This is a genomic window from Rhizobium sp. AP16, assembly GCF_000281735.1.
GTDB classification, from domain to species: domain Bacteria; phylum Pseudomonadota; class Alphaproteobacteria; order Rhizobiales; family Rhizobiaceae; genus Rhizobium; species Rhizobium rhizogenes.
The window spans coordinates 635995-654427 of record NZ_AJVM01000001.1 but is presented as its reverse complement, the minus strand read 5'-3'; the positions used below and the strand labels follow the sequence as shown (position 1 = coordinate 654427).

19 protein-coding genes and 1 pseudogene are annotated in these 18433 nt (G+C 58.8%); 12 read left to right on the top strand and 8 right to left on the bottom strand.

Annotated features, from left to right (window positions below):
• The first annotated feature begins 3 nt into the window (after positions 1 to 3).
• Complete coding sequence (locus tag PMI03_RS02955) at positions 4 to 558, top strand: slr1658 superfamily regulator (protein ID WP_007689701.1); 555 nt, start codon at positions 4 to 6, stop codon at positions 556 to 558.
• Positions 559 to 576: 18 nt separating this feature from the next.
• Positions 577 to 915: a slr1659 superfamily regulator gene (locus tag PMI03_RS02950; protein ID WP_007689700.1), complete on the top strand. Its 339-nt coding sequence runs from the start codon at positions 577 to 579 to the stop codon at positions 913 to 915.
• 27 nt (positions 916 to 942) lie between these two features.
• Here the strand turns inward: PMI03_RS02950 and PMI03_RS02945 are convergent, their stop codons facing one another.
• Positions 943 to 1407: a VOC family protein gene (locus tag PMI03_RS02945; protein WP_007689699.1), complete on the bottom strand. Its 465-nt coding sequence runs from the start codon at positions 1405 to 1407 to the stop codon at positions 943 to 945.
• A 189-nt stretch (positions 1408 to 1596) separates the two neighbouring features.
• Positions 1597 to 1818 carry a hypothetical protein gene (locus PMI03_RS02940; RefSeq protein ID WP_007689698.1) on the bottom strand — a complete coding sequence of 74 codons (222 nt, stop codon included), beginning with the start codon at positions 1816 to 1818 and terminating at the stop codon, positions 1597 to 1599.
• Between the two features lie 585 nt (positions 1819 to 2403).
• On the opposite strand from PMI03_RS02940, the gene PMI03_RS30870 reads away from it, so the two are divergent.
• Together PMI03_RS30870 and PMI03_RS02935 are read left to right on the top strand one after the other, a co-directional pair.
• A complete protein-coding gene (locus tag PMI03_RS30870; RefSeq protein WP_007689697.1) occupies positions 2404 to 2628 on the top strand; it encodes a hypothetical protein in 225 nt (74 codons plus the stop codon).
• A gap of 11 nt (positions 2629 to 2639) precedes the next feature.
• Positions 2640 to 3728: a transporter gene (locus PMI03_RS02935; protein WP_246964590.1), complete on the top strand. Its 1089-nt coding sequence runs from the start codon at positions 2640 to 2642 to the stop codon at positions 3726 to 3728.
• On the opposite strand, the gene PMI03_RS02930 is transcribed toward PMI03_RS02935, so the two are convergent.
• The 5 genes and pseudogenes from PMI03_RS02930 to PMI03_RS02915 all read right to left on the bottom strand — a co-directional run bounded on the left by PMI03_RS02930 (position 3725) and on the right by PMI03_RS02915 (position 7680).
• Positions 3725 to 4792 (bottom strand): nucleotidyltransferase family protein, encoded by a 1068-nt coding sequence (locus PMI03_RS02930; protein ID WP_309574309.1) that lies wholly within the window; start codon positions 4790 to 4792, stop codon positions 3725 to 3727. The two genes, PMI03_RS02935 and PMI03_RS02930, sit on opposite strands and share 4 nt — an antisense overlap.
• A 367-nt stretch (positions 4793 to 5159) precedes the next feature.
• A complete protein-coding gene (locus PMI03_RS30865) occupies positions 5160 to 5417 on the bottom strand; it encodes a type II toxin-antitoxin system RelE/ParE family toxin (RefSeq protein ID WP_309547432.1) in 258 nt (85 codons plus the stop codon).
• 94 nt (positions 5418 to 5511) lie between these two features.
• Positions 5512 to 5705 (bottom strand): annotated as a pseudogene (locus PMI03_RS30860) (type II toxin-antitoxin system ParD family antitoxin).
• A gap of 316 nt (positions 5706 to 6021) precedes the next feature.
• Positions 6022 to 6789, bottom strand: a complete 768-nt coding sequence (locus PMI03_RS02920; RefSeq protein ID WP_007689690.1) for an SDR family NAD(P)-dependent oxidoreductase — start codon at positions 6787 to 6789, stop codon at positions 6022 to 6024.
• Positions 6790 to 7191: 402 nt separating this feature from the next.
• A complete protein-coding gene (locus PMI03_RS02915; protein WP_007689687.1) occupies positions 7192 to 7680 on the bottom strand; it encodes a MarR family winged helix-turn-helix transcriptional regulator in 489 nt (162 codons plus the stop codon).
• Between the two features lie 324 nt (positions 7681 to 8004).
• Between PMI03_RS02915 and PMI03_RS02910 the strand changes: the two genes are divergently transcribed.
• Positions 8005 to 8844, top strand: a complete 840-nt coding sequence (locus tag PMI03_RS02910; RefSeq protein ID WP_007689684.1) for a p-hydroxycinnamoyl CoA hydratase/lyase — start codon at positions 8005 to 8007, stop codon at positions 8842 to 8844.
• 13 nt (positions 8845 to 8857) lie between these two features.
• The gene (locus PMI03_RS02905; RefSeq protein WP_007689682.1) at positions 8858 to 11014 is read left to right on the top strand and encodes an acetate--CoA ligase family protein; all 2157 of its coding nucleotides are present in this window, start codon (positions 8858 to 8860) and stop codon (positions 11012 to 11014) included.
• Positions 11015 to 11043: 29 nt separating this feature from the next.
• Here the strand turns inward: PMI03_RS02905 and PMI03_RS02900 are convergent, their stop codons facing one another.
• On the bottom strand, positions 11044 to 11943 hold the full coding sequence (locus tag PMI03_RS02900) for an AraC family transcriptional regulator (RefSeq protein ID WP_007689680.1): 900 nt from the start codon (positions 11941 to 11943) through the stop codon (positions 11044 to 11046).
• Positions 11944 to 12187: 244 nt separating this feature from the next.
• Between PMI03_RS02900 and PMI03_RS02895 the strand changes: the two genes are divergently transcribed.
• From PMI03_RS02895 to PMI03_RS02870, 6 genes are all read left to right on the top strand, one after another.
• Positions 12188 to 13639, top strand: coding sequence for an aldehyde dehydrogenase (locus PMI03_RS02895; protein WP_039973605.1), 1452 nt, complete (start codon positions 12188 to 12190; stop codon positions 13637 to 13639).
• A 76-nt stretch (positions 13640 to 13715) separates the two neighbouring features.
• The gene (locus PMI03_RS02890; RefSeq protein ID WP_007689677.1) at positions 13716 to 15032 is read left to right on the top strand and encodes an ABC transporter substrate-binding protein; all 1317 of its coding nucleotides are present in this window, start codon (positions 13716 to 13718) and stop codon (positions 15030 to 15032) included.
• Positions 15033 to 15039: 7 nt separating this feature from the next.
• Complete coding sequence (locus tag PMI03_RS02885; protein ID WP_007689675.1) at positions 15040 to 15795, top strand: ABC transporter ATP-binding protein; 756 nt, start codon at positions 15040 to 15042, stop codon at positions 15793 to 15795.
• On the top strand, positions 15792 to 16523 hold the full coding sequence (locus PMI03_RS02880; RefSeq protein WP_007689673.1) for an ABC transporter ATP-binding protein: 732 nt from the start codon (positions 15792 to 15794) through the stop codon (positions 16521 to 16523). Before PMI03_RS02885 ends, PMI03_RS02880 begins: the two co-directional genes overlap by 4 nt.
• On the top strand, positions 16520 to 17416 hold the full coding sequence (locus PMI03_RS02875; RefSeq protein WP_007689670.1) for a branched-chain amino acid ABC transporter permease: 897 nt from the start codon (positions 16520 to 16522) through the stop codon (positions 17414 to 17416). Before PMI03_RS02880 ends, PMI03_RS02875 begins: the two co-directional genes overlap by 4 nt.
• Entirely contained in the window at positions 17413 to 18432 is a 1020-nt protein-coding gene (locus PMI03_RS02870; RefSeq protein WP_007689667.1) for a branched-chain amino acid ABC transporter permease, read from the top strand. Before PMI03_RS02875 ends, PMI03_RS02870 begins: the two co-directional genes overlap by 4 nt.
• Position 18433 lies beyond the last annotated feature (1 nt).

Sequence of the window (18433 nt, the reverse complement as noted above, 5' to 3'; positions counted from 1 at the left end):
AGCATGACAACTGTACTTTACGGCAGAGAGCATCTTGTCTCATTCGACACGAGCCACGCGCTACGGCTTCGTCTCCTCGACGGGCCGCTCCATCTTGCCTGGAAGCATTCTGCCATAACATCAGATTTCATTGCGGAGATGATCGCACTTAGCTGTCGACTTTCGATACAGCGATATAAAGTAGTCAGGCATGATATTGGCTATCTGACGAACGAGCTAATCGAGAATGCTATTAAGTTTCGCACGCAAGGCGACATCGTCATCGAGGCACTGGTGGAAACCGACAGCTTTAGAATGCGAGTATCGAACTTTGTCGATGAGGAAACGGCAGTGAGGTTTCAACGCTTCCTGTCGGGTGTGACGACAGGAGATCCGGGCGAACTCCTCATTCAGCAGATCGAAGCAAGTGTTGCTGCAAGCGGCAACACGTCTGGTTTGGGGTTATTGACCCTCATGAGCGACTACCAAGCGCATCTCGCCTGGCGCTTCGAGGATGACGGTCCGCATAAACGAACGAAACTTGAGACTTACGCTGCGATGGCAATTGCGCTGTCCTGAACCCGCGGGAGAAATGCCATGGAAATCAGAGAAGAAGCGTTCCGCGTTTGGTCCGAAGGCACTGCCGTTTATTTTGACGGAACCATGCGATTGGCGGGGCCTGACGCCTATGCGCCGATTTACAATCTGGCTATGAAAGCGCTTGAAGATAAGAGTGGCAAGGCTGTTTTCGATCTGACCGGCCTGCAATTCTTGAATTCGTCCGGTATCAATCTGCTTGCCAAGCTCACGATCGAGGCGCGCAAGCATCCGCATCTCCATCTGACGGTGCGCGGCTCCTCGCAGGTCCCCTGGCAGATGAAATCACTGCCGAATCTGAAGAAATTGCACCCGAGCCTGGATCTGCGACTGACGTGAGGTGCGTCGCGCACGCGTAAGCGGCGTTCAGCCTTTTGCCGTCGCTTCCAACTCAGCGATATCGAACTTCGCCTTATGGAGTTGGTCCTCGCCCACATGCTCAGTCTTGGCTGGTGCCGTTACACGGTCGCCGAGCTGCCTAGGCAGGATTTTCCAGCGCAAGCCCCAGCGGTCTTGCAAAATGCCGCCCTGCTCCGTCGAGGCACCCTCCTTCAACGTATCATACAGGCTCTCAATCTCCGCCTGCGTCTCACACAAGACGGTTATTGAGGAGTCATGATCGAACGGTGCGAGTGGCCCCGCTTCGAATGCCATGTAAGAATGATTGCAAAGGGTGATTCCTGCTACTTTTACGCAGCCGGCCGGCCCATTCGGGTTGTCGGCAGAAATGTTCGAAATCCAGCCAATCGAGGAGTCGGGGATTAACGACGTGTAGAGTTCGATCGCAGATTCCATATCGCGTCGAAACCAGAGATGTTGTCTGATCTTCATCGTATTGTCCTTCTTCGTACGGCAATCCTGGATGGAACAAGGCCTTGCGACGAACCTGGCCGCTATCCGATAAAAGTCATGCCGCCGGCGAGCCACCTTCTTGTTGGGTGGCGCCGCCGGCGGCTTGGCCGAAGAGTTACCGGCACCCGCTTGCGCTCACCACTCTGGCGCGCGGACGCTCACGCATCACTAGATTTCTGTAACCCTTCCGGCGAGAGCCATCACGTAGTCGTCGGCAATGTCGGCCAAAGTCAACGCGACCTCGGGCTCCTTCCAACCTGCAACAAGCGTTGCATGCACAAAATCTCGAAAAGCCACAGCAAGCACTTCCTCGCGCTCAACTGCGCGATACGCGTCATTGGCAGAATGTTGAGGCTTGCTGATCTGTATTGTCGAACGGGTAGATACCATCTTGCTATGTCCCCCTTAAAGAACGCCCTATCGGGCCGCATTGCACGTTCGTGATATAATCGGTCCATGTCGACCGCTCTGCTATTGTGCTTCTTTTTTAAGGGCTTACGCGTGGCGAGTCGTTAGCCGTGCATCCGGAAACTTGCAGCCGCGTCCATTTTCGCAATTGCTGATCTAAGATCCTTCGCCATTCGCTAAGTGGTCAGTTGTTTCACAAAGCTAGGTCTGCTCATCCATAGCTCACCAGATGCCAGGGATGCGCTGCGACTGTCTGTATAACTAATTATTCTTCGGAATATTTGGCCATGAATCTGCATTCAAATAATGATCTTGGCTTTCAACAAGACATTATGGAGCATAATTACGTTCCATTTCAGAATATATCTGAAATTATAATCATAATAAGCCGATTGTTTAATATTTTAAATCTGTTATGGACATGTTTATTGCGATATTGCACGAAAATACATACTGTGTCAGTATACTTATTGTGGTAAGTCTTGTTTATTAAACTGCCTGCAAGGAATAATTTATGCTCAGACGGGATGAAAATACTTTCATCCCGCGTGTTTTGGGGAGGTTTTCATGGACAGAGAAGATCAAAGAGAAAAAGTTGGCCCAAGCCGGCGCGAATTCGTCGAAGGTTGCGGAAAGTACGCCGCTTTGGCACCGCCCGTTTTGACCTTCCTGCTCTCCACTACAATGACTTCAGGGGCCATCGCCAAGTCAGGTAATGGCAACAATGGGTTTGGCAACGGCGGCGGAGATGGCGTGCCAGGTCACTCCGGTAAGGAAGACGTGAATCGCTGATAGACCCGCCTATGAATATAATGCTGCTGCCCGGCCGGAGGATTTCGATTACGCAATTGGGTGATGCTTTTGCATTATTCAACAGCCGGGAGCAGCATCTCTATGAAATAGACAAGCTCGCAGCTTGGGCATGGCAACGTGTCTTCAACAGCACTGCAGGCATGAGCCGCAGGCATTTGCTGACCAAATTTTCATCCGAGTTCGGGCTGACAAGCGAAGATGCTGGAAATTTACTCGATCGATATATCGAGTTAGGTATCCTCGATACGTGCGCCAGTTCAACTTCAGTCTTTGCCCTCCATTTGAATGGAACCAGATGGTTGATCGAGTGCCCGAAAGTCTTATCCGGGGAATTGAAAGAGCTTTTTCGAGGCCTCGTCGTACCGCTGAAGTCACAGTGGGGACATCATTACCTCACCATTAAGGTCAATTCTTATCGATACGAACTTATGGCGGATGACGAATATCGGGGCATATTTGCTCAGGCGGAAATAGTGCCCGCGGTAAAGGCATTTCTGACGGACGCATTGCTGCAAACAGACTTCATGCTTGCGTTGCACGCCGCCCTCCTGCGTTTCGGAGACTCGCAACTGCTGATCGCCGGCGCCTCCGGCGCGGGAAAAACAACGCTCGCCCTCGCTTTGGCCGCGGAAGAAGAATGCGCGATCCTCGGGGACGATATTGTCATTATCGATGAGACAAATCGGCTTCGTGGCATCCCGTTTCCAGTCGCTGTAAAGGATGGAAGCTGGCTGCTTTTGCAGGACTTTTGCCCGCAGCTTGCCTCGCTTCCCGTTCACATTCGCCCAGACGGGAAGATCGTCAAATTTCTTCCTGGCGAAGTCGAGAGCGATGATAATTGGTCGATGAAGACCAGGACAATTATCTTTATTCGACAAAATCCGGGGCGCCAGTGTTCGCTATCGAGGATACATCCGTTGGCTGCGTTTCAAAGACTGCTTGCGGAAGCGGCCGCGCCTGGTCATCGATTGACCGATGCCGCATTCGGTGCACTGCGTGAATTGGTCAACACATCGCAGGCATTTGAAATGGAATTCTCCCGTCTGGACGATGCCGTCGAGACCATAAGAGGGCTTTAAATTTCTTGTGATACTTGCGCCGCAATGACTTTCTGCCCCTTGCGAATAATACGCGCAGGCAATTCATGCCAAGGGCCGCGAAATCGCCAATGGATCTGCGCAACACGAATACCCCAAGCGATACGTCCAAAAGACCGGATCACACTTCCCACCTGAGGATGGTATTCGTTGCGCCGTAAACGATGGTGCACACCAAGCCATGAAGGGATTGTCCGGGCTTCAACGATGTTGGCCCCAAAAACAGCGTTGAGCGCCAATATCTGCGCATTCAGCATTGCGCGACCTAAGGGATCTGAAAGCAGGATATCCATTTCTGTCCAATCGATCTTATCCTGTGCTTTCGAAAGCAGGTACAGTTCGAAGAGGTTTCGCAGATCGATGTGAAAACGCCAGAGATGTCCATCCTTCAACATGTCGTGGACAATCCAGTGCTGTGCCTGAAGAGTGGCTGAAAGTATGTGTGCTCTTCCACGACCGACATCGATCTCCCGCCTGTGCCGTCCGAGTGTCGCGTCGGAAGGCCAGTATCGGGGGTAGCGGCCGGGTGGATAGTGCAAGTCGACAGCGCCAACGTCTTTGGATCGTCCCCAACCGAAAGCTTCAATTGGCGCATATCCCAGTTGAACCAAACACTTCTCCGCGGTTTGCCTTTCATCATCTCCCACCACGAGATCGAGATCCCGCATGATACGAGCCGTTGGCCGCTCTGTTTTCGCTAGCGCCAGTAGCGCAGCCCCCTTGGTGAGCGTCGGTGTTATTCCTGCCGCATTCATCGCCGCAACCACTTCCTCCAATTGCGCGCGGAGCCTTTCATTTCGCTCAACATTGCATCGATGAATGAAGCAAAGGAACGAAGCCACTTCTTCTGGCAGCAAGCCCAGCTGTCCTCGTTCTGATATGGATGACCACATTGCAGGAGTGAGGAAACTATCATTTGCGAGCATCAGTACCGGCTCCCAATCGACAACAGTCGACGGGTTCCCGAGCAAGCAGGACGCCAGTTGATCAGCGATTAAATTTGCAGGGCCTGTCATAGAATCCCCGGCTATTTTGGCAACAACCATGTTTACATCAACAATAACGCAAACTTGTTGATTTAAATCAATTACTTTTCCACAAATACATCAACTAATAGATCATATAATTGCTATTTCTCGAGAATTTCTTCAAAACAGAAGTAACCTTCGAGAATTTTATAATGATTTTCCTGGAGAACTGACACGCCTCGCACTTGCCTAACGATGCTTTACTTCGGCCGAACAGGAAGCTAGGCCCGAAGATGCCATCGGCAAGCTAAGGAGACCGATGTGTTTCATGGAAGCCATTATGTTAATAGAGCGGCGACCAAAATGTGAGGCCTGAAAGTACAACCAGATTTGCACATGCCCTTCGCACCAATACAACTGTGCTTACTCGCTCAATCGGCGAGGCCTAAACAGAATCGCTCGCCCAGTCTTCATGTCCATGACCTATTCGGATCACGAAATTGGCTCCGTCTTCTTCGATCCGATAGACAACGAGATGGACTTTGAACGCATGGTTTCCGACCGGCGGCGAAATCTCTTCTCGCTCACGCGCCATTTGTGGATTAGCTGCAATCAGGTCAAGCACCACGAACAGTTCGTCATGATATCGCCTAGCATGTGCGGATCCGAACATGCGGATGCCTTGTTCGGCAATCGCAATAATGTCCTCTTCCGCTTCGACAAAAGGCTAAAACGCATTACCTGCCGCCGCGCGTCATTTCCCCGCGTGCGCCTGCCGCGGCAAAAAGTTCGTCCTTCTACCGGCTGCCAGCACCACTTTTGAGACCGTCATCGACGAAGCGTTGCATGGCGGCAATCTTATCACTGCGCACTTGGCCCCTTCGAATCAGGTCGCGCGCATAGTCACTGGCGTTGGAGTATCGCCAGGTCCTGGTTTGCGCCTCGCCTCAATCTTTCATTGGTCCGGCAAAGACACGTTCATCGTAGCAATTCAAGCCTCCATGTAGCATCCCAGTTAGCTGAGTTTGGCAAAGTTTGTTAAACTCGACCGCTTTGGACATGGCTATGCAGCTTCGGGTAGGTTCATTTTTCCGCACATCACGCAATGGCACGCTCTCGATGGTGTAAAAAGCCAATCTCTAAATGGCTGCTCTTGATGGGAGTCGAACCGGCGACGGGTTGATGAAATAGCTTAAGCATATGAAAAGACAGGCTTCATGGCATAATGCCGATTTATGGAACTAAAACTCACGTGAAATATGAAATCACGTCAGCTTGGCTGCGACACCCTAGAGCACGATTGGTCATCAAATCGCGGTGAAGCCGTTGTCGACGAAGAGGTGGGCGCCGTTTACGAAGCGGGATTCATCGCTTGCGAGATAGAGCGCGGCCTGGGCTACATCCTCGGGTTCGCCGATGCGGCCTTGCTGGGCAGCGATGGCGGCCTCAGATACGTCGACGCCTAAAGCTTGCAGCTCGGAAACCTCCCGCAAACCGTGCGGCGTTCTGATGAATCCCGGGCACACGGCATTACAGCGGATGTTGCGGTCGCGGAACTCGACGCCGATTGCGCGAGCGAACATATGGACAGCACCTTTCGTGGTATCATACAAGACTTCCATCGGCGTTGCGGCCACAGCAGAAATCGACGATGTGCAAACGATCGAGCCGCCGCCGGCGGCGATCATTCCCGGCAGCACTGCCCGCGTCATCAGGAACATGGAGCGGACATTGACGGCATGCAGCCAATCCCACTCCTGAACCGTCGTTTCCAGGAACGGCTTGATGACAATCGTTCCCGCATGGTTGAACAGCACAGTGATCGGACCGAATGCATCTTCTGCTCCTTTCACCGCGTCGGTAACTGCCGCCTCGTCGGAAACATCGGCCACCCAGCGCTCAGCTACACCTCCGGCACCGCGAATGTCCTTGACTGTTTGCGCAGCTGCGCCGCCGTTCCGGTCAATGATTGCGACCTTCGCACCCTCCTGCGCGAACAGTCGGGAGGCTGCCCCTCCCATGCCCGTCGCTCCACCGGAAACGATTGCAATCTTGCCTTTTAGCCTGTCGGTCATGCCCTTGCCTCACCTGCCGTGATTTTTGCCCACTATTGCTGACTTCAACGATATCATTATTTTACTCGGAGCCGAGCTAGCCGGCAGAGAAATGATGCGCGTTTAAAGGCTGCGACCCAATCAGAGGGCTGTATTTTGCAGGAGGTCGCGATTCCCGTGCATGTCCCCTCCTGCATAACGTGCTCATTCATGACAAACTCTCCATTCGCAGGGCAGGAAAATCCGCCAAAAACTAACAGAAAAACTGGACCACTTTCACATGTCACCTCACGGTGGCGGACGGATCGTCATCGATACAGGCTACCGCCCTGACCTCGCCGCGTTAAAATAATCCACGCATTTCCCGAAGGATGCGCAACTCAAGCAGCGCTCCGAAGGCCGGCTTCGTATCGTTTCAGCCGATCAAGCGCCAGTCGAGAGCTCCGGGTCATCCTGGCGCGAGGCTCCTTCACCCTCTTGTCGGATGCTTCGTAGTACCTCCAACGCCGCCTCTCGCAACTCCGGTGCGAAAAGACGCCGAAACCGTGCCTCATGTGCCTCGATGATGGCGCACACCATCTCCAGCCTCTCCATGCCGTTCCTCGTCAGACGAAGAGCCTGCGATCGACCGCCGACGGGAGCCCGATCGACGAGCCCGGCCTTGGTTAGCGCGACCATCAGGGGAACCATGTTAGCACGCTGGATGCCCAGGCTACGTCCGAGATTGCTCTGGGTACAGCCGGGATTGGCGTCGATCAGCGTCAGAATGGATGCTTCGACCGGCCTGAGTTCTATGGCCTGAAGCCTTGAGCCCAAGTCGGCCATCATCACGTTGGATGCCCTCCTCAGCTGATAGCCGAGCAGGGTCTCAAGCGGATCGGTCAGTTTCGATGTGCGGGCGTCGATATCCATAATCCGCCTATAATGCTATTGCGCATAACAATCAAATAGTGCTATGAGACATAACATACCGGCGCGGAGGTTATATGCCGGTATTGGAGGAATCCCGTTTGAACAATATCGACAGGCACACCGCGATCAATTGATCTGCGAAGCAACAGCTCTCCCGGCTCATTGACAGTCGCATATTCGCGTCGACTGAGCTGGGGCGTCTCATCTCGATTGCACTGCGGCCCACCCGGCCCCTGGTGAGGCTTATCGTATTCCATGCAGGTCACGACTTTGCGGCCGGCTCCCTTTTGATGTGCAGGCCCGAACGGCAAAAAGGACACCATCATGACAACAGAACTTTCCGAAAAAGACACCGTGGCTTTTGTCGTTGAAGCCGGCATAGCCTGGGTCAGCTTCAATCGTCCGGAAAAACGCAACGCCATGAGCCCCACGCTCAATCGGCGCATGATGGAGGTTCTCGACGAGCTCGAGTTTCGGACCGACGTCGGCGTGCTGGTGCTGTCCGGCGAGGGGACGGCCTGGTCCGCCGGCATGGATCTCAAGGAGTATTTCCGCGAGACCGAGGCCCACGGTCTGCAGGGTACGCGAAAGGCACAGCGTGAGAGCTATGGCTGGTGGCGCCGGCTGCGTTGGTATCAGAAGCCGACGATTGCCATGGTGAACGGCTGGTGCTTTGGCGGCGGCTACGGACCTCTTTTCGCCTGCGACCTCGCCTTTGCCGCCGATGAAGCCAAGTTCGGGCTGAGCGAGATCAACTGGGGCATCCTGCCCGGCGGTGGCGCCGCCAAGGTGGCAACCGAACTCACATCCTTCCGCAATGCCATGTACCATGCGCTGACGGGCGAGAACATCGACGGCAGGAAAGCCGCCGAATGGGGTTTCGTCAACGAGTCCCTGCCGCTTGCGCAGTTGAAGGCGCGCGTGACCGATGTCGCCAACATTCTGCTGCAAAAGAACCCGGTGGCCGTAAAAGCCACCAAGGATGCGATCCGCCATGTGCGTGAGATGACCTACGACAATGCCGAGGACTACCTGGTCCGCGCCCAGGAAGCCGCCAACAGCTACGACAACGAGGGGCGCAAGGAGGGCATCAAGCAGTTCATCGACGACAAGACCTACAAGCCCGGTCTTGGTGCCTACGACAAGTCCAAGCATCAGGCCTGAGGAGCGCCCCATCATGACGGTCGAGATCATTAGCCGGCTTCCATCAACTCTCCCCGGCGGTTCGATGGAGCGGCTGTTGCGTCCGAGATCGGTGGCGATCGTCGGCGCCTCCGACAAGCCCGGCTCACTTGGGGCTTCGGTACTCTCCAATCTTGACCGCAGCGGTTATGCCGGCGTCATTCATCTTATAAACCCCAAACGGACCGAGATAGGCAACCGGCCCTGCCTCGCCTCGATCGAGGACCTGCCGGACGGGGTGGATGCGGCTGTTCTTGCCGTTCCGCGCGCAGCCGTGCTTGGCTCCATCGAAGCACTTGCCCGCCGCCGCGTTGGCGCAACCATCATCTTTTCGGCGGGCTTTGCCGAGGGCGGCGAAGAAGGGTTGGCCGATCAGCGCGAGATCGCCCGCATAGCGGCCGAGGTGGGCATGGTGATCGAGGGGCCGAATTGCCTTGGGATGGTCAATCATGTCGACCGCATCCCGCTGACCTTCATCGAAACTGTTGCAGAGGAACTCGGCGGCCGGCCGGGCATTGCGATCGTGTCGCAGAGCGGCGCCATGGCTGCCGTCCTCGGCGTGACTTTCGCCAGCCGCGATCTGGGCCTATCCTACTCGATTTCGACCGGCAACGAAGCCGCAAGCGGCGTCGAGGACTATGTGGAATTTCTGGTAGAGGACGCCTCCACACGTGTCATCGCCATGATCGTCGAACAGTTCCGCAAGCCCGCGCGCTTCCTTGCTGCGGCGCGTAAAGCATATGCGAAGGGAAAGCGGATCGTCCTTCTTCATCCCGGCCGGAGCAGTGCGGCGCGTGAATCTGCCGCGACCCACACCGGCGCCATGGCCGGCGACTATCAGGTCATGCGCGCCAAAGTCGCGCGTGCCGGCATCATTTTGGCCGAAACGCTCGAGGAACTCGGCGACATCGCCGAGATCGCCCTGCGCTGCCCGATGCTTCCCGCCGGAGGCCCCGCCGTGCTTGGCGAGTCCGGCGCGTTCAAGGCGCTGACGCTCGACCTCTGCGAGGAGCTAGGGCTCGATCTTCCCTCGATAGACGATGAGACCGCGCCGGCATTGCGCGCTGTCCTGCCGCCCTTCGTCGGCGTCAGCAATCCGCTGGATCTGACGGCACAGGGCCTTGTCGAGCCGGACCTTTATGAAAGGACGCTCACCGCCCTCTTCGACGATGCCCGTTTTGCCAGCATTGTCGCCTGCATCATCCAGACCGACCCCGTGACGTCAGGTATCAAGCTGCCGCCGATCCTGAAAGCCGCGCGCGAGCACAAGCCGGAAAAGCCGCTGATCTTTGCCGGGCTCGATGAGGGCGCCCCTATCCCGGTGGACTATATCGCGCAGTTGCGCGCGCTCGGTATCGTCTATTTCCCTTCGACCGAACGCGCCTTCCGGGCGCTGAAGCGCATCGATGAATTCGCGGCGCGCGAGGTAACTGTGTCCACCGCGCCGCCGGTCGCGATTGCTGGTCTCCCCTCGCAGCGAGGTGTCGTCCCCGAATACCGCGCCAAGCAAATCCTGGCGCCGCTTGGGATTCCCTTTGCGGAAGGACGCCTGGCAACGACCCTTGAGCAAGCCCTCGCGGCGGCGGTGGCGATCGGCTATCCGGTCGTGCTGAAGGCGCAATCGCCCGATCTCAGCCACAAGAGCGATGCGGGTGGCGTCGTCATTGGATTGACGGACGCAGCCAGCCTCGAAGAGGGCTGGGGCAAGCTACATGCCGATATCGCGCACCATCGCCCAAGCCTGATCCTGGACGGCGTACTGATCGAAGCCATGGGCAAACGCGGCATCGAGCTGATCATCGGCGCGCGCAACGATCCGGACTGGGGGCCTGTGATCCTGGCAGGTTTCGGCGGCGTTACGGCGGAGATCCTTAGGGATGTCCGCATTCTGACACCCGACCTGCCCGATGACGCCATCATCGGCGAGCTATATCGGCTGAAAAATGCCCCTTTGCTGCGCGGTTTCCGTGGCTCACCGCCGCTTGACGTTGGTGCCGCCGCCCGGATCATCGCCACGCTCGGCCGGCTGCTGCTTGCAGAGCCGACGATCCGGGAAATAGACCTCAACCCGGTCGTGATCTATCCTGATGGCGAAGGTGCGGTGGCGCTGGATGCTCTGATTCTGACCGCACCCGTGCCCGCCGACGCCTGAGCTGCGAAACCCACATGATCGAGAGATGATCACGGCCAGTCCGAATAGCCCGACGAGAGCATGTCGCTCCGGGCGACCTCTGTCTTTCTGGCAAAATCGCGGTAGGTCGCGGGTGAAAATCCGGTCCTTTTCTTAAAGAAGTGACTGAAATAGGTGGGATCGCGAAACCCGAGACTGTCGGATATTTCCTGGACCGTGCGGGCCGAACGCTCCAGCCGCAACTTTGCCTCCTGCACGACACGCTCATGCAGGAGTTGGACGGGCGGGCGGCCAAGTGCGCCGCAGCAGATCGAATGCAGGCGATCCGTGGTCACCCCAAGCTCCCGGGCATAATCGCTGATCGGCCGGTGCTGCCGGAACCAGATCTCCACCAACTGCCGGTATCGCTGCAGGATCGAGGCGCCGCCGCCACGGCCGCGCTGCTCGGCCGCCTCGCTGCCCCCTGTGCGCCACAGCGTCATGAGGATCAGCCGCAAATAGGCGGAGATGACCATCCACGAGGCACGCGAGGGATCGCCAAGCTCCCGCACGAAGCCCGCCACCAGCGGCTGTGTCTCTTCGACGGTATGCGGCCTTGGCTCGTCCGTCAGCCAGGGCCGCTCGCTGAAAGTCCGTAGCGCATAGGATTCCGCCTGATCGCCGATCGCGTCCACCATGATCTGCGGCGACGCGCCGATCAGGAAGCCTGCGGCACCGGCCGCCATACGCAGCTCGCACCGCGCCTGCGGCGGCAGATAGGCGAGCGCCGGCCCTTGCAGCGATCGTTGCTCCTCCGGTTCGAACAGCAAGACAGCCGTTCCACCCTGCAGCAGAAACAGATGGTGGAAATCGGCGTAGATGCCTTTCTGGAAACGGAGCGTCCGGTGCGACAGCGACGGCTCCCGCCACTCGCCATGCGCATGATGATGGATGCCGCCATCGGAAACCATGGACCCCTCCTCCTGCCGGCATCGCGATTCCTTAGCCGGGAATGCCAGATAATCGCAATATTAACCCAGAAAAACACATTCCTTCCGAATTGCAATGGCGTAGTCTCGTCTCATGAGCCTCTGGGAGGAGGACTCCGCACAACAGATACCGATTGCGAGGCCGCATCCCGGCCGCGACTGATCGTGCGCGCCTTCTCCCATTGATGCGAGTGCGGGAAAGCCCGCAGAGAACCGGACGATGGCGATGTTTGTGGCAAAGCTTCTGATCAACGACGAAATGGCGGATGCGTCTGATGCATCCACTTTCGAATGCCTCGATCCGGCGACCGGCGATATCGCGACCATCGCGCCGGCAGCCTCGACAGCGGATGCGGTGCGGGCCGCCAATGCGGCCGCTGCGGCCTTTCCCGCCTGGTCGGAACTTGGGCCTGGAGAACGCCGCGCGCTGCTCAATCGGGCGGCAGACATTCTCCTTGCACGATCGGCGGATTTCGCAGCGGCGATGGTCGGAGAGACCGGGGCGACCGCCCTTTGGGCCAGGATCAATTGCGATCTCGCCACCGACATGCTGCGCGAGGCCGCCGCGCTGACCACCCAGGTGACAGGCGAGATCATTCCCTCGGGCATTTCCGGCAATATTTCGATGGCAATGCGCCAACCGGCGGGCGTCTGCGTTGGCATCGCGCCCTGGAATGCGCCGATCATCCTTGGCGTCCGGGCGATCGCCATGCCGCTTGCCTGCGGCAATACCGTGGTGCTCAAGGCCTCCGAACTCTGCCCAAAGACCCATTGCCTGATCGGCGAGGTCATGCGCGAGGCAGGGTTCCCCGCAGGCGTCGTCAATGTCGTCACCAACGCCCCGAAGGATGCCGCTACCGTCGTGGAGGCCCTGATTGCCCACCCCGCGGTGCGCCGGATCAACTTCACCGGCTCGACGCGCGTCGGACGGATCATCGCCGAGACAGCGGCGAGGCATCTGAAACGCTGCCTGCTCGAACTCGGCGGAAAGGCGCCCTTCATCGTGCTCGCGGACGCCGACATCGACGAGGCCGTGCGAGCGGCAGCATTCGGCGCCTTCATGAACCAGGGCCAGATCTGCATGTCCACCGAGCGCATCATCCTGCTCGACGCGATCGCCGATGAATTTGTCGAGAAATTCAGGGTGAAGGCCGCAACGCTCGTGGCCGGAAATCCAGGCGACGGCAACACGCCGCTCGGAACCATGATCAACGCCGAGGCGGTGCGGCGCATCAAGGCGCTCGTCGACGATGCCCTGCAGAAGGGAGCGGTCGTCGTCTGTGGCGGGCATTCGAACGGCATGCTGATGGATGCGACGGTGATCGATCATGTGACGCCCGCCATGCGCCTCTACCGGGAGGAAAGCTTTGGACCGCTGGCGGCGATCATCCGCGTCGACAGCATCGACGAGGCCGTCACCATTGCCAACGACAATGAATACGGACTGTCCTCGGCAGTGTTCGGCCGCGACATCAACCAGGCGCTGGCCGTTGCCAGGCGCATCGAGGCCGGTATCTGCCACATCAACGAGGCGACCGTTTCCGACGAACCGCAAATGCCCTTCGGCGGCGTCAAGTCGAGTGGTTACGGCCGTTTCGGCGGCAAGGCCGCGATCGACGAATTCACTGAATTGCGCTGGATCACGCTGGCATCCGGCACGCGCGACTATCCGATCTGAGCTGCATTAAGGCGTTCGATCGACAAAATTGAAGAAATGGGGCGAGAGGGCTCCAAAAAAGGGGAGGAACGATTGCATGACCAACAATCTCATCGGAACCAGGATCAACACCGCATCGCTGACGCGCCGTTCGTTCATGGTGGCGACGGCGGCCGGCAGCGCGACACTGGCGCTTGGCGGACGGGCGGCATTTGCCGCCGGCGACACGCTCAACGTCGGCTTCATCAGCCCGCGCACCGGCCCGCTCGGCGGTTTCGGCGAGACGGACGGATATGTGCTGGAACTGGCCCGCAAGGCGCTGGCGGGCGGGCTGCAGGCGGGTGGCAAGACCTGGAAGGTCGAGATCCTCGATCAGGATACGCAGTCTGATCCCTCCCGCGCCGGGCAATTGGCAAAGGACCTGATCAACAACAAGGGCATCGACCTGATGCTGGTCGTTTCCGCCCCGGAGACCATCAACCCTGTGGCCGACGCCTGCGAGGCGGCCGGTATTCCATGCCTGTCGACGGTCATGCCCTGGGAAGCCTGGTATTTCGGCCGTGGCGCCAAGCCGGGCGCGCCGTCGCCATTCAAGTGGACCTATCATTTCGGCTTCGGCGTCGGCGAGTTCCTGAAGACCTATATTTCGCAGTGGAACCTGATCGAGACCAATAAGAAGGTCGGCGTCATGTATCCGAACGACGCCGACGGCAACGCCATCCGCGCCAATCTGGCTCCGGCCCTTTCCAAGGCCGGCTTCACCATCGTCGATCCGGGTGCTTATGAGACCGGTACGACCGACTTCTCGGCGCAGATCGCCCTCTTCAAGCAGGAAGGTGTCGAGATCTTCAATTCATTTCCCATCCCGCCTGATTTCGCCGCCTTCTGGCGTCAGGCGGCCCAACAGGGCCTGACCCAGCAGATCAAGATCTGCCAGGTCGCCAAGACGGGGCTCTTCCCCTCCGACATCGAGTCGCTCGGCGATCTCGGCATCAACATCAGTAGCGCCGCCTACTGGCACAAGGCCTTCCCTTACAAGTCGACGCTGACAGGCGTCTCCGGGACGGAGCTTGCGGACGGCTACGAAGCATCAAGCGGCAAGCAATGGACGCAGCAACTCGGCGCCAGTCTCTCACTTCTCGACGCCGGCTTCGACGCCTTGAAGGCCAGCACAGACGTCAAGAGCAAGGAGTCCGTGGCCAAGGCGATCAGCACGCTGAAGACCACGACGATTGCCGGCAAGGTCGACTTCACCGGCGGGCCGGTCCCCAACGTCTCTCCCGGACCGATCATCGGAACACAATGGGTGAAGGCGGCGGAAGGCTCCAAATTCGCGCTCGACTACGTCGTCACCGAAAACGTCACCGACCCGAATGTTCCGGTTGGCGCCAAGCTCACCCCGTACAATGGATAACGGCACAGTGCAGCGACGAGATCAAAAGGAGCGGCCGGAAGAAGCCTTTCTCTCGGCGAAAGGGATCCACAGGCGCTTCGGTGCGCTTGTGGTTCTTGAAAACCTCGATTTTTCCATGGGCGATGGAGACGCGGTCGGCATCGTCGGGCCTAACGGCGCGGGCAAGACGACGCTGCTCAGCGTGCTTGCGGGTGCCTTTCCGCCAAGTGCCGGAACCGTCACCTTCGGCGGCGCCGATGTCACGGCATTGTCGGCGGCAGATCGCTGCCGGTCTGGATTGGTGCGGACGCATCAGATCCCAAAACCTTTCAGCGGCATGACGACCTTCGAAAACGTCTTTGTCGCCGCCTCGCACAGCGATGCCGCCAGCCGCGACGAGGCCTATGAGCGTGTCGTCGATTCGCTGACGCTGTGCGGTATGCTCGGCGTTGCCAACCGCCGCGCCGACACGCTCGGCCTGCTCGACCGGAAACGCCTGGAGCTGGCGCGAGCGCTTGCCACCAAGCCGAAACTGATGCTGCTCGACGAGATCGGCGGCGGCCTGACCGACGGCGAGGCCAGCGAACTGGTGGATACCATCCTCGAATTGCGCCGGCGCGGCATCGGCATCGTCTGGATCGAGCATATCGTCCATATCCTGCTGCAGGTGGTCGAACGGCTGATCTGCATGGACGCCGGTAAGATCATCGCCGATGGCGATCCCAAGGCGGTGATGAGCAATGCCGAGGTCGTCAAGGCCTATCTCGGAGGGACGCCCGCATGAGCATTCTCTCCATCCGCGACCTCGACGTCCGCCACGGTCTGCTGCAGGCGGTGCGCGGCGTCAGCTTCGATATCGCCGAGGGCGAGGTACTGGCTTTGGTCGGCGCCAATGGCGCGGGCAAGACGACGCTGCTGCGATCGATCGCCGGCGCCCATTTTCCCGCCGCAGGCCAGGTGTTTCTCGGCGGTCAGGATATAACGACGGTGCCCTCCCACAAACGGATCGCCTTGGGCATCGCTTTGGTGCCGGAGGGCCGGCGTCTTTTCTCTCAGATGACCGTCGAGGAAAACCTGCTGCTCGGAAAGACCTCCGGCCGCAAGGGCGACTGGACCATCGAGCGGGTCTTCGACGCTTTTCCGAACCTCAAACCCCGCCGCCGTGCCAAGACCGGCCATCTCTCCGGCGGTGAGCAGCAGGCGACCGCTATCGGTCGGGCGCTGATGAGCAATCCCGACATTCTCCTTTTGGACGAAGTCTCGCTCGGCCTGTCGCCGCTCGTGGTCGATCGCGTCTATGCGCAACTACAGGCACTGCTGTCTTCGGGGACCACCATTGTTCTCGTCGAACAAGACCTCGGACGGGCGATGAACGTCGCCAACCGCGTCATCTGTATGCTGGAGGGACGCGTCGTGCTCGACAGGCCGGCGGCGAGCGTTACCCGCGACGAAATCACCAAAGCCTATTTCGGGCTGCACCATCGGGCCGACAGCGACAGGAGCGTATCGTGATCAATACCTTGCTCCAGGGCATCCTGCTTGGCGGCTACTATGCCGTCATCGCCTGCGGCCTGTCCTTCATGTTCTCGGTCATGCGCATCATCAACCTGGCGCATGGCAGCTTGGCGGTTGCGGCGGCCTACGGCCTGTGGCTGCTGGCCTCGAAGTTCGGCATCTCGCCCTTCGCCGGGCTGCTGATCGTATTGCCGATCATGGCGGCCTTCGGCTGGTTGTTGCAGCGTTTCGTTCTCGAACGCAGTGCTCGCGGCGGCACGCTGTTGCCGATCCTGACCACCTTCGGCCTGTCGATCGTCATCGACAACCTGCTGTTCGAACAATTCGGCGCGGACACGCGATCGCTGGCGCCCTTCATCGGCAACCTGTCCTATGCGTCCTGGCAATTGCCCGGTCATATCTTCGTCGGCAAGCTTGCGGTGATGATGATGGCGACGGCGATCGTTATTCTCGGCGGATTGCAGTTCTTCCTCAGCCGCTTCGCCCTCGGCCGCGCGATCCGCGCCACGGCCGAAGACCCGGATACGGCGGGTCTCGTCGGCATCGACGCTCGCAGGGTGAATGCGACCGCGACCGCGATCACCATGGTCACCATCGGGATCGCCGGGGCGTTCCTCGCCATGCGGGCAACCTTCAGCGCCTATGCAGGCGCGCCGCAACTGCTCTTTGCCTTCGAGACGGCGGTCATCGGCGGCGCGGGCTCGCTGTGGGGCACGCTTGCTGGCGGCATCGTCCTCGGGCTTGCCCAATCGCTTGGCGCGCAGCTGCATCCGCAGGGCTTTCTGATCGGCGGACATGTCGTGTTCCTGCTGGTCGTCTTCCTGCGGCTTTTCCGGTCTGGCATGCCGGCCCTCGGCAAAATTCGCGCATTTCTTCGGAGCCCGGCATGACCTTCCTCTCCAACGGCATATCCATCGAGCGCTGGACAAGATCGTCACGGCTGGCGTTGGCCGCTATCTCGGTCGCACTGGTGATCCTGGCGCTTGCTCCCGCCTTCTTCGGCGCCGGCATGATCGACAGGATGACGGCCCTGTTCATCTACGTGATCCTTGCGGCCATGTGGAATGCCCTGGCAGGGTTCGGCGGGCTCGTTTCGGTCGGCCAGCAAGTGTTCTTCGGCCTCGGCGCCTATTTCACCATCCGGCTTGCGGATGCCGGGCTCAATCCTTTCGTTGCGCTGTTTGTCGCCGCGATCGTCACCGGCGCTCTGTCGATCCCGCTGTCGCTGTTCATGTTGCGGCTCAAGGGCGGAGAATTCGCTATCGGCATGTGGGTCGTGGCCGAACTTGTCCACCTGCTCGTCAATCTCGATCGCCTCATCCAGGGTGAGACCGGCACCTCGCTGATCTCGCTGAACGTCTATGACAGCACCACCCGGCGCGCGACGATCTACTGGCTGGCACTGGTTGCCATGGCGGCCCTGCTCGGCGCCCTTTTCGCGCTGATGCGCAGCCGCGCAGGAGCCGCCATGCAGGCCATCCGCGACAATGAGGACGCGGCAACCTCCGTCGGCGTGCGCGTCATCGCCACGAAAAGATTGCTCTTCGTGCTCGCGGCATTCGGTATCGCAGTTGCCGGCGGCCTCTGGCTGGCGACAGCCACTACCTTCCAGCCGAAAACCTACTTCAGCGTCCAATGGACTGCCTACATGATCTTCATGGTTCTGGTCGGCGGCATCGGAAAGTTCGAAGGCGCAATCCTCGGCGCGATCCTGTTTTTCGTCATCGAGACGCTCTTCGGCGGAACCGGCGTCTGGTACCTGATCGGCCTTGGCGCGACGGCCGTCCTCTTCTCACTTTACCTGCCGCACGGCCTTTGGGGTGAGATCGAACGGCGCTTCGGCCTGCAACTGCTACCGGTCGGCTACCGGCTGACACTGCCGGATCTTCTGAAAGACAAACGATAGC

Excerpts from the sequence above, each read along its gene's own strand:
- PMI03_RS02955 (WP_007689701.1), top strand. The coding sequence starts at position 4 with ATGACAACTGTACTTTACGGCAGAGAGCATCTTGTCTCATTCGACACG.
- PMI03_RS02950 (WP_007689700.1), top strand. The coding sequence starts at position 577 with ATGGAAATCAGAGAAGAAGCGTTCCGCGTTTGGTCCGAAGGCACTGCC.
- PMI03_RS02945 (WP_007689699.1), bottom strand. The coding sequence starts at position 1,407 with ATGAAGATCAGACAACATCTCTGGTTTCGACGCGATATGGAATCTGCG.
- PMI03_RS02940 (WP_007689698.1), bottom strand. The coding sequence starts at position 1,818 with ATGGTATCTACCCGTTCGACAATACAGATCAGCAAGCCTCAACATTCT.
- PMI03_RS30870 (WP_007689697.1), top strand. The coding sequence starts at position 2,404 with ATGGACAGAGAAGATCAAAGAGAAAAAGTTGGCCCAAGCCGGCGCGAA.
- PMI03_RS02935 (WP_246964590.1), top strand. The coding sequence starts at position 2,640 with ATGAATATAATGCTGCTGCCCGGCCGGAGGATTTCGATTACGCAATTG.
- PMI03_RS02930 (WP_309574309.1), bottom strand. The coding sequence starts at position 4,792 with ATGGTTGTTGCCAAAATAGCCGGGGATTCTATGACAGGCCCTGCAAAT.
- PMI03_RS02920 (WP_007689690.1), bottom strand. The coding sequence starts at position 6,789 with ATGACCGACAGGCTAAAAGGCAAGATTGCAATCGTTTCCGGTGGAGCG.
- PMI03_RS02915 (WP_007689687.1), bottom strand. The coding sequence starts at position 7,680 with ATGGATATCGACGCCCGCACATCGAAACTGACCGATCCGCTTGAGACC.
- PMI03_RS02910 (WP_007689684.1), top strand. The coding sequence starts at position 8,005 with ATGACAACAGAACTTTCCGAAAAAGACACCGTGGCTTTTGTCGTTGAA.
- PMI03_RS02905 (WP_007689682.1), top strand. The coding sequence starts at position 8,858 with ATGACGGTCGAGATCATTAGCCGGCTTCCATCAACTCTCCCCGGCGGT.
- PMI03_RS02900 (WP_007689680.1), bottom strand. The coding sequence starts at position 11,943 with ATGGTTTCCGATGGCGGCATCCATCATCATGCGCATGGCGAGTGGCGG.
- PMI03_RS02895 (WP_039973605.1), top strand. The coding sequence starts at position 12,188 with ATGTTTGTGGCAAAGCTTCTGATCAACGACGAAATGGCGGATGCGTCT.
- PMI03_RS02890 (WP_007689677.1), top strand. The coding sequence starts at position 13,716 with ATGACCAACAATCTCATCGGAACCAGGATCAACACCGCATCGCTGACG.
- PMI03_RS02880 (WP_007689673.1), top strand. The coding sequence starts at position 15,792 with ATGAGCATTCTCTCCATCCGCGACCTCGACGTCCGCCACGGTCTGCTG.
- PMI03_RS02870 (WP_007689667.1), top strand. The coding sequence starts at position 17,413 with ATGACCTTCCTCTCCAACGGCATATCCATCGAGCGCTGGACAAGATCG.